The sequence below is a fragment of the Pseudomonas sp. RG1 genome (assembly GCF_025910115.1).
Taxonomy (GTDB): domain Bacteria; phylum Pseudomonadota; class Gammaproteobacteria; order Pseudomonadales; family Pseudomonadaceae; genus Aquipseudomonas; species Aquipseudomonas atacamensis.
In genome coordinates, this window is record NZ_JAPCIK010000028.1 from 44,649 (window position 1) to 56,080 (window position 11,432).

An 11,432-nucleotide genomic window follows, 5' to 3' on the forward strand; every position below is an offset into this window, starting at 1 on the left:
CGCTACGCTTCAATGCACCCAGGGTTTCAAGGGTTCATCCAGCCCCTTGGCCACAGGCTCGCAAAGGAGACGTCAGCATGAAACAGGCTCTGCATACCTCTAAAATCAAAGCCGCATTCGGTTTGTCGGTCTTGGCGCTGTCACTGCTCGGCGCCGTCGGCAGCGCTCAAGCGCAAACCACTGAACCGGCCGCCGTCAGCTATTCAGCGCCCTCTCCTTTCGGCCCGCTGAAGCACATCAAGGCAGGCTTGCTCGATGTGGCCTACGCCGAAACCGGTCCTGCCGATGGCCCGGTGGTGATCCTGCTGCACGGCTGGCCCTACGACATTCACAGCTATGACGAAGTCGCACCACTGCTCGCGGCCAAGGGTTACCGCGTGCTGATGCCATATGCACGGGGTTATGGCGACACGCAATTCCTGTCCAAAGCCACTCTGCGCAACGGCCAACCGGCGGCATTGGCCAGCGACATCATCGACTTCATGGACGCGCTGAAAATCAAACAAGCAGTGCTTGGCGGCTACGACTGGGGCGCGCGTTCAGCGGGCATCGTCGCGGCCTTGTGGCCAGAGCGCGTGAAAGCGCTGGTGGCGGTCAGCGGCTATCTGATCGGCAACCAGGCCGCCGGGCAGAATCCACTGCCGCCGAAAGCCGAATTGCAGTGGTGGTACCAGTTCTACTTCGCCACCGAACGCGGCCGCGTTGGCTATGAAAAGAACACCCACGACTTCGCCAAACTGATCTGGCAACTGGCTTCACCGCAATGGAAATTCGACGACGCAACCTTCGACCGCAGTGCCAAAGCGTTGCAGAACCCCGATCACGTCGAGATCACCGTGTTCAACTACCGCTGGCGCCTGGGCCTGGTGCAGGGCGAGGCGAAATATGCCGCGCTGGAAGAGAGGCTTGCGACTGCCCCGTCGATCAGCGTGCCGACGATTACCATGGAAGGCGATGCCAATGGAGCGCCACATCCCAAGCCTGAGGACTATGCCAAGCGTTTTACCGGGAAATATCAATTCAGATTGATTGAGGGTGGGGTTGGGCACAATTTGCCCCAGGAAAGCCCGGCGGCGTTTGCGCAAGCTGTAATCGATGCTGATCGTCTCTGACAGACCCGCCCTCAATACCCCTCACCCTAGCCCTCTCCCGGAGGGAGAGGGAACTGATTGGGGGATATTCGAGATTTACGCCGACCTGAAAGCGCTGTATTGAATCCAAAGTCGACGTCCATCTTTCAGGTCGATGTACAGCGCAAGATACCTCGGTCGGCTCCCTCTCCCTCTGGGAGAGGGCTGGGGTGAGGGTTTTTGGGGATTGCACCGGTCGATCTATTTAACCAGCCGTTTTTCCTTCGAAGGCCGATAACCGAAGTACGAGCTGTAGCACTTGCTGAAATGGCTCGGTGAGACAAAACCGCAAGCCACCAATACTTCCACCTGCGACAGCTCGGTATGTTGCAGCAGGCGGCGGGCTTCGGTGATGCGCAGCTCCAGATAGTAGCGCTGCGGCGTGGTGCCCAGTTGTTCCTTGAACAAGCGCTCGAGCTGGCGCCGTGAGCGGCCGGCGTAGACCGCCAGTTGTTCCAGCTCAAGCGGCTCTTCGAGGTTGGCATCCATCAGCTTGATCACTTCCCGCAACGGCGCGCTGACGCAGATGTTTTCATCCGGTTTGATCCGCCTGTAGCGCGATTCCTCGAACGCCAGAATGTCCTCGACACCCTCGACCAGCGCCTTGCCGTGCAGGCTTTTGATCCAGTCCAGCGCCATGTGGAAAGCCCCCGACGGGCTCGACGCGGTGAGCCGGTCGCGGTCGATCACAAAGGGTTCGCTACTGACGTGGGTGCTCTTGGCGATTTCGGTCAGTGCCGGGCGATGTTCCGGGTGAATCGCGCAACGGTAGCCGTCGAGCAACCCGGCGCGGCCGAGAAACCAAGAACCGTTCCACAACCCGGCCAGACTGACGCCCCGCTCCGCCGCCAGTTTGAGCAAATGCACAAACCCATCGCTCGCTCGCAACTCGGTGCGATAACCGCCGCAGACCACCAGCAGATCCAATTCCTCGAGCGCTGCTGAGTCCAAGCGCGCATCGGGGCGGATCACCAACCCCAGGTCGCTGATGACCTCGCCCTCACCCAGACCGAAGGTGCGCGAGGTAAACAGCCCCGGGCGCAACAGATTAGTGGTCACCACGGCGTCCAGCGTCTGCGTAAAGGCCGGCAGCGAAAAGTGTTCGAGCAGCAGAAAACCTGTGCGCGTCAACCGCGCGTCATCGCTTTGCTCATTCAGATAGCGGAGGTTTTTCCCCTTCATGCCTCCGCTGAATTGGCGTCGTTCGGTCAAGTTTCAATCCATCGGTCACATTGTTGTGCGCCGATAGTTGGCCGGAACCGGCAAAGAGTCAATCACGTCATCGGGCCGCACCTTCAAACAACCCATGGCCGTCGCCCCGGATCTGTCAAACGACCGTGCTCAACCCCGCCCCGAGACGCCCTTCGAGACGCCCAAACAGTACGTAGTGTTGATAGCCACTGGAGAAAGCGCCTGTGGCGATTGCAGTCTTTACGTCGGCGTTGAGTTGCAGATATTGAGCCTCATCGAAATGCTCGGCGCTGACTTCACCTGTACGGCCCAGACGTTCGCTATCAATCGGCTGCTCGAGAATCGTGCGTCGTTGAAAGTCGATGATGCGATTGACGGCATGACTTTCCAGCGGCCCCTTGTTGGGCGATGCGGAGTAGATGTGGAGACCGTTCTTCGCGCAGCGGTTGCACAAGTCCACGCAGTTCTTTTGCGTGGATTTGCGACTCATCAATTCCTGCACCGGCATGTCCAGATACTTGCCGACGCTGTATTCGGACTGATTGAAAATCGTGCAGCACAGCACAGTATTGCCATTGCAATCGAGTACCAGCCAATCATCTTTCAGGGTGCACGCCTGTTTAGGGTATTGCTTGACCAGATTGACCAGGTCTGCATACGGTGGCAACGCCAGGCGCTTGAGGGTTTCCCGGTCCGTGTCGGTGACCGAGGCATCGTCTTCGACGATGGCGAAGGTTTTTTCCAGCGGCATCATCACCGAGTAGCCGGTGGAGAAATTGAAACCCAGGCGCTCGCTGAACTCGCGCATCAGCCCCTCTTCTTCGAGGTTATCCAGATAGCGGTGGTAATAGACCTCGATAAGGGTATTCAGGCCGTGACGCTGCTTGAGGTCATGCAGCTTGATCATGTTCTGCTTGACCACTTCGATGTCGCCGCCGACATGGCCTTGGCGGTAGGTGTCCTGGTGGAACCCGGACAGGGAGACACGGAAGAACCAGGGATTGGCGAGCATCGCGCTTTCAATGTTCTTGGCCAGGTTCAAGTTGGAGCTGATGCCGCTTTGCAGACCTGCAGCGTTAATGATTTCGACGAACTCACCGATGCGCGGGTGAATCAACGGCTCGGTCCAGTTGTACAAAAAGATCGCCTTGACCCCTTCACGCCGTGCCTTATCGACAATCTGCGTGAACATCTCGAGCTGCATGGCTTTCTTGAAATTGGCATTTTCCGAATTACCCATCGGGCATGACGGGCAGCTCAGATTGCAGGCGCCGACGATATCGATGTACATATTCATTACGCGCATAGCTCCTTGGGTCGAACGTGCACCTCTCATCACGAGCACGTTCGGGTCGCCGGGTTGGTTGTTTTTCTGACGACCCGCCTTCACGTAAAGCAATAAGCGCACCAGAGCACTACGCCATTAACGCCACAATCCAGTCGATAAACACCCGCAATTTCAAGCTGACATGCCGGTTCGGCGGATACGCGACGTAAAGCGGCATGCTTTCCAGGCGCCAGCCCTCAAACAACGGCACGAGCTCTCCGCGCGCGACATGCGCATCGGCCATATACGTCGGCAACCACAGCACCCCCATGCCCGCCAGCCCCGCCGCCAGATAAGCATTGCCGTCATCCACCGCAAGCACATGCCGGCCCTTGATCTGCAGGCGCTCGGTGCCATTGTGCAACGTGTACGGAAGAGGTTTACCAGTGCGAGCCCAGAGGAAAGCGACGACGCGGTGATGGGAGTCTTGCAGTTCCAGTGGGTGCTCAGGCGTCCCTTCGCGATCCAGATAAGCCGGCGCGGCGAAAACACCCAAGGGCAGATCTGCTAGCTTGCGCGCCATCAACGATTGATCGAGCAGCTCGCCGCCGCGCACCACGCAATCGACGTTCTCATCGATGATGTCGACGATGCGGTCGCTGACGCCCATGTCGATCTGGATGTCCGGGTAGCGCGCGTGAAAATCCGGCAAGGCTGGCACCAGAATATGCCGCGCGAACGGGCTGGGCACGTCGATGCGCAAACGCCCGCGCGGCCGTGCGGCGGCACCGGGCAGGCTGGTTTCGGCGTCGTCCATGTCGGCCAACAGCTTGATCACCCGCTCGTAATACGCCGCGCCATCAGCGGTGACGTTGACCTTGCGTGTGGTGCGGTTGAGCAGCTTGACCCGCAGCCGCGCCTCCAGCTGCTGCACCAGTTGCGTCACCGTGGTCTTGCTCATGTGCAGGGTTTCGGCAGCTTTGGTGAAACTCCCCGCCTCGACCACCCGGGCAAAGGCCTGCATCGCATCGAACCGGTCCATCCGCGCCCCTCGATTGTTTGGGATTTGCAAACAGTGAACGCCAAGCTTGCGCGTTTATCCGCGCACTGCAAATACCTAAAGTCGTTCTCATCAACCCCCTGATGGAGTCAGCCCCATGTCCAAGCGCGATGTAGTTTTCCCACCCGCCCGTCACGCCCTGTATGAGCGTCACCGCTACTCGCCGGCGATTCGCTCAAACGGTTTCCTGTTTGTCTCGGGACAAGTCGGCAGCCGTGAGGATGGCTCGCCCGAGGCGGATCTGCGCGATCAGGTGCGCACCGCCTTCCACAACCTCAACGCGATCCTCGCTGCGGCCGGTTGCAGCTTCGATGATGCGGTGGATGTCACCGTGTTCATGGTCGATCCGCACTCGACGTTCGAAACGATCTGGACTGTGGTACCGGAGTTCTGGGGCGAAGCGCCGTTTCCGACCATCACCGCTGTCGGCGTGACCTGGCTGGCGGGTTTCGATTTTGAAATCAAGGTGATTGCCAGACTGCCCGAAGCGGCTTGACCGGAACGGCACACAAACAGACACAACGCGCCGGCACGGAGGCTGGCCAATCTCCTCGCGAATGCGTATAACCTCGCCGTTTCGTCTACCCTGACGTGGCGCGCCGTTGACTACCGGTGGCCCTTCGAATGTTGACGCTTACGAAACGGAGAATTCTATGTTCAAGCGTACCCTCGCCCTCACTGCCGGTCTGGCGCTGTCCTTTTCTGCCCTGATGACGCAAGCCGCTGATGTGTTGCGCGTCAGCGCGATTCCCGACGAAGCCCCGACCGAGCTGCTGCGCAAGTTCGAACCGCTGGGTGCCTATCTTGAGCAGCAGTTGGGCATGAAGGTGCAGTTTGTCCCCGTCGCCGACTACCCGGCCGTGGTTGAAGCGCTGGCCACCGATCGCCTCGACATGGCCTGGCTCGGCGGTTTCACTTTTGTGCAGGCACGTTTGAAGACCGACGCCACCACGCCAGTGATCCCGCTGGTGCAGCGCGAGCAGGACGCGCAGTTCACCAGCAAATTCATCACCGCCGACCCGAACGTGAAAAGCCTCGCCGACCTCAAGGGCAAGACTTTCGCCTTCGGTTCGGTGTCGTCCACCTCGGGCAGCCTGATGCCGCGTTACTTCATGCTGAAAAACGACGGCATCAAGCCTGAAGGCTATTTCAGCCGCGTCGCCTACTCCGGCGCGCATGACGCCACCGTTGCCTGGGTGCAGGCCGGCAAGGTCGACGCCGGGGTGTTGAACGCCAGCGTCTGGCAGAAACTGGTCGACGCCGGCAAGGTCGACACCAACAAGGTCAAGGTCTTTGCCACCACGCCGACCTACTTCGATTACAACTGGACCGTGCGCGGCACCCTTGATCCGAAGCTGGCCGCGAAGATCAAGCAAGCCTTCCTCGACCTCGACCCGGCCAATCCTGAGCAGAAGAAGATCCTCGATCTGCAGGCCGCCAGCCGTTTCATCGAGACCAAGCCCGAGAACTACAAGGGTATCGAGGAAGCCGCCCGCGCCGCCGAACTGCTGAAATGACCCTACGCCTCACCCAGGGCAGCCTGCGCCATGCCAATGGCGTCGATGCCCTTCGCAACATCAACGTGCAGATTGGCGCTGGCGAACAGGTGGCGATCATCGGCCCGTCCGGCGCGGGCAAGTCGAGCCTGCTCAATCTGCTGGCGACTGCGCTCAAGCCCAGCAGAGGCGAGATCGAAGTGCTCGGCGAACGCGCCTGGCACTTGTCGGCGCACCAGCGGCAGCGCCTGCGTGCGCGCATCGGCCTGGTGCATCAGGCGCCGCCGATTCCGCCGCGTCAGCGGGTGATTACGGCGGTGCTGGCCGGCAAGCTCGGTCAGTGGAGTCTGGGCAAAAGTCTGCTGAACCTGCTGCATCCACTGGATGTGGCGGGCGCTCGCGCGGCGTTGGCGCGACTGGATCTGGGCGACAAACTGTTCGCCCATTGCCAGCAGTTGTCCGGCGGGCAATTGCAGCGCGTCGGCATTGCGCGGGTGCTGTATCAGGCGCCGGAAATATTGATTGCCGACGAACCTGTATCGGCCATGGACCCGGTGCTTGCCGGCCATACGCTGTCGATCCTTTCGCGTCACGCCCGCGAGCACAACGTCACACTGGTGGCGAGCCTGCACGCGGTAGATCTGGCCTTGGCGCACTTCCCACGGATCATTGGCTTGCGCGACGGGCAGATTCTTTTTGATTGCCCATCCGATCAAGTCAGCCGCGACAAGCTCGATGCGCTGTACGCCAATGAACAACTGCAATCGCCAGCGCCAGCGGTCGCACCTTTGATTGTGCAGATTCCGCGATGCTGAAGGCCGATTCACGGGACCCGGCGGCGTGGCCGCGATTGTTGCTGACATTGCTGGCGCTGGCCCTGCTGTGGCCGGGCATTCAGCTCAGCGAACTGGACCTGGGCGTGTTGTTTCAGGCCGACAGCCAGAACGAAATGGGCCGTTTCGTTTCGGCATTCTGGCCACCGGCGCACGATCAGGCGTTTCTGCAACTGCTGCTCAAAGCCACCCTGCAAACCCTGGCGATTGCCACAGCGGGCATGGCCCTGGCGCTGCTGCTGGCGGTACCGGCAAGTCTGATCGCCAGTCGCGCGTTGTCGCTCTCAGCGGCGTCCCGAGGCGGCGTGCCGAGCCTGCCCGGGCGCTTGCTGCGCTGGCCGGTACGCGGATTGCTGATCTTTTTGCGCAGCGTGCCAGAGATCGTCTGGGCGCTGTTGTTTGTGCGCGCGGTCGGCCTCGGGCCGGCGGCGGGCGTGCTGGCCATCGCCATTACCTACAGCGGCATGCTCGGCAAGGTCTACGCAGAAATTTTCGAATCCACCGACCAACGCCCTGCGCACGCATTGTTGCAGGCCGGCAGCGGTCGACTGGCGGCGTTTGCCTACGGCACGCTGCCGAATGTCGCCGCCGAATTGCTCTCCTACACGGTGTATCGCTGGGAGTGCGCGATTCGTGCCTCGGTGGTGATGGGCTTTGTCGGAGCCGGTGGCCTGGGGCAACAGATCGACCTGTCGATCCGCATGTTCGCCGGCGGTGAAGTCGCCAGCATGTTGCTGACGTTCCTGCTGCTGGTGCTGTGCGCCGATCAACTCAGCCGCTTGCTGCGCTGGAGGCTGACATGAGGCGCCTGATCAACCTGCTGCTGATCGTCGTGATCGCATTTGCGGTGTTCGCTTCCTTCGCTTATCTGGAACTGGATCTCGCCGAACTCGGCAGCACCAATAGCCTCAAGCAGATGGGCAGTTATGTGCAGCGTTTCCTCAGTCCCGACTTGAGCGCCGGGTATCTGAAAGCCATCGCTCACGGCTCACTGGAAACACTGGCCATGTCGGCCCTCGGCACCCTGCTTGCGGCGCTGTTCGGCATCGTCCTCGCGCTGCCCGCTGCCGGGCGTTTCGGCTGGCCGCTGCAAAGCGCGGCGCGTCTGCTGCTCAACGGCTTGCGGGCGATTCCGGAGCTGGTCTGGGCGGCGCTGATGGTGCTCGCCGCCGGACTCGGACCGAACGCCGGCACCCTCGCCCTCGCTCTGCACACCACCGGCGTACTCGGTCGGCTGTTCGCCGAAGCGCTGGAAAACACCCCGCCGCAACCCGCCGAAGCGATTCGCTTGCAGGGTGGCAATCCGATTCTCGCGTTCTGCTACGGCACCCTGCCGAACCTCGCCCCGCAACTGCTCGCCTACTGCCTGTATCGCTGGGAAAACAACATCCGCATGGCCAGCGTGCTCGGTTTCGTCGGCGCCGGCGGCCTGGGCCAGATGCTGTATGTCAGCCTCAGCCTGTTCCAGGAAGCCCAGGCCAGTACGGTGATTCTGGCGATGCTGTTGCTGGTGTTTCTGGTCGATTGGTTGAGCGCCTGGAGCCGGCAGCGTTGGGTCAAAGCGTAGGCCGAGTGGATATCTGGCAAAAGCTGATTATGCTTCAGGAAACCTTGCAGCCCTGCGAGGCGGTCAGACTGTGCAAGCTTCACGCGAGAGCAACGGCGGCAGATGCCAACGGGCCAGAGTGCGACAGGCAGTAACGGGGGACTCCGGCCTACAACAATAAGCACGACGGAGAACACCCATGGCCACAATCGACACAGCATCCACCGGCACGCCACCGCGCAGCGGCGGCATCACCAAGGAGGAGCGCAAGGTCATCTTCGCCTCCTCGCTGGGCACGGTTTTCGAGTGGTACGACTTTTACCTCTACGGCTCACTGGCGGCGATCATCGCCAAGCACTTCTTCGCCGGCGTCAACGAAACCACCGCGTTCATCTTTGCCCTGCTGGCGTTTGCCGCCGGGTTTGCGGTGCGGCCGTTCGGCGCCATCGTCTTCGGGCGCCTGGGTGACATGATCGGGCGCAAGCACACGTTTCTGATCACCATCGTGATCATGGGCGTGTCCACAGCAATCGTCGGTCTCCTGCCCGGCTACGCGACCATCGGCGTCGCCGCCCCGGTGATTCTGATCACCCTGCGTCTGCTCCAAGGTCTGGCGCTGGGCGGCGAATACGGCGGCGCGGCAACCTACGTGGCCGAGCACGCGCCACGCAACCGGCGTGGCTTTTTCACTTCGTGGATTCAAACCACCGCCACCCTCGGTCTGTTCATGTCGTTGCTGGTGATTCTCGCCTGTCGCACGGCGCTGGGTAACGAGGCGTTCGAAGCGTGGGGCTGGCGGATTCCGTTTCTGCTGTCGATCATTCTGCTGGCCGTGTCGGTGTACATTCGCCTGCAACTGAGCGAGTCGCCGGTATTTCAGAAAATGAAGGACGAAGGCAAGGCCTCGAAAGCGCCGCTGACTGAATCCTTTGCGCGCTGGGACAATCTCAAAGTGGTGATCATGTCGCTGCTCGGCGGCACCGCCGGGCAAGCAGTGGTCTGGTACACCGGGCAGTTCTATGCGCTGTTCTTCCTGTTGCAAACATTGAAGATCGACGCGCAGACCGCCAATCTGCTGATCGCCGGATCGCTGCTGATCGGCACACCGTTCTTCGTGATTTTCGGCAGCCTGTCCGATCGCATCGGGCGCAAGCCGATCATCATGGCCGGCTGCATCCTGGCGGCGCTGACCTACTTTCCGATTTTTACTGCGCTGACCCAGTACGGCAATCCGGACGTGTTCGTCGCCCAGGAAAAAAATCCGGTCAAGGTAATCGCCAATCCTGATCAGTGCTCGTTCCAGTTCGATCCGGTGGGCAAGGCCAGATTCACCAGTTCCTGTGACTTGGCGAAAACGTTACTGGCGAAACGCGCGATCCCTTATGAGAACGTTGCCGCCGAACCGAACACGGTGGCGCAGGTGCGCATCGGTGACCGCGTTGTCGAGAGCTTCGAAGGCAGCGCCCTCACCGCCGCCGACTTCAAGGCCCGCAACGACGCCTTCACCGCCAGCCTCGGCGCAGCGTTGAAAGACGCCGGCTACCCGGAAAAAGCCGATCCGGCGAAAATCAACTACCCGATGATGCTGCTCCTGCTCACCGTGCTGGTGATCTACGTGACCATGGTTTATGGCCCGATCGCCGCGTGGCTGGTCGAACTGTTCCCGACGCGCATCCGCTACACCTCGATGTCGCTGCCCTACCACATCGGTAACGGTTGGTTCGGCGGCTTCCTGCCGACCGTGGCGTTCGCCATGGTTGCCGCCACCGGTGACATCTACTACGGGCTCTGGTACCCGATCGTGATTGCAGTGGCGACGGCGATACTCGGCACGTTCTTCCTGCCGGAAACCAAGGATCGCGACATTCTCAAGGACTGAAAAAGCCGCAGCGCCCTCTCCTGCGGGAGAGGGCACAGCCGCTGAAAAATTTCGAACGTCTGCCGCCGCGCTGTCTCCAATGTGTACACCCACAGGAGGCCAGCGCCATGAACCCCAACGACGACAAAACCCCCAACGCCCCACCCACCGATGCCAGCGGCAAACCGGTGAATGTGGTCGAGCGCGATCTGCAGGACCGCGACAACAACACCGAGGGCGTGGACAAAGTCATCACGCCGTCTTCCACTCGGGTCAAAGAGCAGGAAGCGGAAGAGCTGCAGCGCAAAGTCGACGAGATCGAGCGCAAGGTTGCAGACGGTAACTAAGTGCGGCGTGGCTGTGGCCGCGGCTTTGAGCGGCGGCTGTCAGCCCGATGACCAAAAGCTGATTTCCTACAGAATTGAAATACACAGCTGATCGACTGCACGTGCATCACAAGCGAAGCGTCTGACAGATTTGCATCGTCTGTTTGCGGATGATGTCTCCCTCGTCCCGCCAGTGACGACAACGAGCCACATCCCCCTTAGACTGCTTCACATTGATCATGGAGGTCATGATGAGCGCTGAACTTTCACTTATCGTTTCAGACTTCGAAACCGAAGAAGAGGCTGCGGAATACGACCTTTGGTTTCGTGCGCAGGTCCAGGAAGCACTTGATGATCCGCACCCTGGCATTCCCCATGCCGAAGCAATGGTGTTGCTCGATCAGATGAATGAAGAAAACCGCAGGAAGCGCCGCGCTGCGGGTTAAATGGAGCTACAAGGCTATTCGTCAACTGGCTGACATCATTGATTACATCGATCAGCACAACTCCGTTGCTTCGGTTTCCTTTCAACGTAAAGCCGTTGCCGCAGCGCAGAAACTTTCTTCTATACCCCATGGCTACCGATCCGGTCGGGTGTCTGGCACTCGCGAAATGGTGATTCATCCGAACTATCTGCTGGTTTATCGGGTGAATGGGGAGATCGACATACTCAGGGTGCTTCACGCTCGACAAAAATATCCCCTAACCCCTTCACTCTAAACAAA

The 11,432-nt window shown here is 60.4% G+C and carries 13 protein-coding genes; 10 read left to right on the forward strand and 3 right to left on the reverse strand.

The genetic code is table 11. The features are described 5' to 3' along the window. Positions 1 to 77 precede the first annotated feature (77 nt). A complete protein-coding gene (locus tag OK411_RS16320; protein ID WP_264365361.1) occupies positions 78 to 1,112 on the forward strand; it encodes an alpha/beta fold hydrolase in 1,035 nt (344 codons plus the stop codon). A gap of 219 nt (positions 1,113 to 1,331) precedes the next feature. Here OK411_RS16320 and OK411_RS16325 read toward each other — a convergent pair whose 3' ends face one another. The 3 genes from OK411_RS16325 to OK411_RS16335 all read right to left on the reverse strand — a co-directional run bounded on the left by OK411_RS16325 (position 1,332) and on the right by OK411_RS16335 (position 4,630). Beyond that, a complete protein-coding gene (locus tag OK411_RS16325; RefSeq protein ID WP_319636915.1) occupies positions 1,332 to 2,342 on the reverse strand; it encodes a GlxA family transcriptional regulator in 1,011 nt (336 codons plus the stop codon). A 115-nt stretch (positions 2,343 to 2,457) separates the two neighbouring features. Next, positions 2,458 to 3,618: a radical SAM protein gene (locus OK411_RS16330; protein WP_130927759.1), complete on the reverse strand. Its 1,161-nt coding sequence runs from the start codon at positions 3,616 to 3,618 to the stop codon at positions 2,458 to 2,460. A gap of 118 nt (positions 3,619 to 3,736) precedes the next feature. Continuing rightward, entirely contained in the window at positions 3,737 to 4,630 is an 894-nt protein-coding gene (locus tag OK411_RS16335) for a LysR family transcriptional regulator (RefSeq protein WP_264365362.1), read from the reverse strand. Between the two features lie 115 nt (positions 4,631 to 4,745). Here OK411_RS16335 and OK411_RS16340 point away from each other — a divergent pair, with 115 nt between their 5' ends. From OK411_RS16340 to OK411_RS16380, 9 genes are all read left to right on the forward strand, one after another. After that, a complete protein-coding gene (locus OK411_RS16340) occupies positions 4,746 to 5,144 on the forward strand; it encodes a RidA family protein (protein ID WP_122698149.1) in 399 nt (132 codons plus the stop codon). A gap of 157 nt (positions 5,145 to 5,301) precedes the next feature. Continuing rightward, a complete protein-coding gene (locus OK411_RS16345; protein ID WP_041480134.1) occupies positions 5,302 to 6,165 on the forward strand; it encodes a putative selenate ABC transporter substrate-binding protein in 864 nt (287 codons plus the stop codon). After that, the gene (locus OK411_RS16350) at positions 6,162 to 6,959 is read left to right on the forward strand and encodes a phosphonate ABC transporter ATP-binding protein (protein WP_264365363.1); all 798 of its coding nucleotides are present in this window, start codon (positions 6,162 to 6,164) and stop codon (positions 6,957 to 6,959) included. Before OK411_RS16345 ends, OK411_RS16350 begins: the two co-directional genes overlap by 4 nt. Next, positions 6,953 to 7,780 (forward strand): PhnE/PtxC family ABC transporter permease, encoded by an 828-nt coding sequence (locus tag OK411_RS16355; protein WP_024013147.1) that lies wholly within the window; start codon positions 6,953 to 6,955, stop codon positions 7,778 to 7,780. The genes OK411_RS16350 and OK411_RS16355 overlap by 7 nt, the downstream gene beginning before the upstream one ends. Further along, positions 7,777 to 8,544, forward strand: a complete 768-nt coding sequence (gene phnE / locus OK411_RS16360) for a phosphonate ABC transporter, permease protein PhnE (RefSeq protein WP_264365364.1) — start codon at positions 7,777 to 7,779, stop codon at positions 8,542 to 8,544. Before OK411_RS16355 ends, phnE begins: the two co-directional genes overlap by 4 nt. Positions 8,545 to 8,722: 178 nt before the next feature. Continuing rightward, on the forward strand, positions 8,723 to 10,402 hold the full coding sequence (locus tag OK411_RS16365; protein ID WP_130901568.1) for an MFS transporter: 1,680 nt from the start codon (positions 8,723 to 8,725) through the stop codon (positions 10,400 to 10,402). A gap of 107 nt (positions 10,403 to 10,509) precedes the next feature. Then, complete coding sequence (locus OK411_RS16370; RefSeq protein WP_016774958.1) at positions 10,510 to 10,728, forward strand: hypothetical protein; 219 nt, start codon at positions 10,510 to 10,512, stop codon at positions 10,726 to 10,728. Positions 10,729 to 10,958: 230 nt separating this feature from the next. Next, the gene (locus OK411_RS16375) at positions 10,959 to 11,153 is read left to right on the forward strand and encodes a hypothetical protein (protein WP_016774959.1); all 195 of its coding nucleotides are present in this window, start codon (positions 10,959 to 10,961) and stop codon (positions 11,151 to 11,153) included. After that, positions 11,116 to 11,427: a type II toxin-antitoxin system RelE/ParE family toxin gene (locus OK411_RS16380; protein WP_130886950.1), complete on the forward strand. Its 312-nt coding sequence runs from the start codon at positions 11,116 to 11,118 to the stop codon at positions 11,425 to 11,427. Before OK411_RS16375 ends, OK411_RS16380 begins: the two co-directional genes overlap by 38 nt. The last annotated feature ends 5 nt before the right edge of the window (positions 11,428 to 11,432 follow it).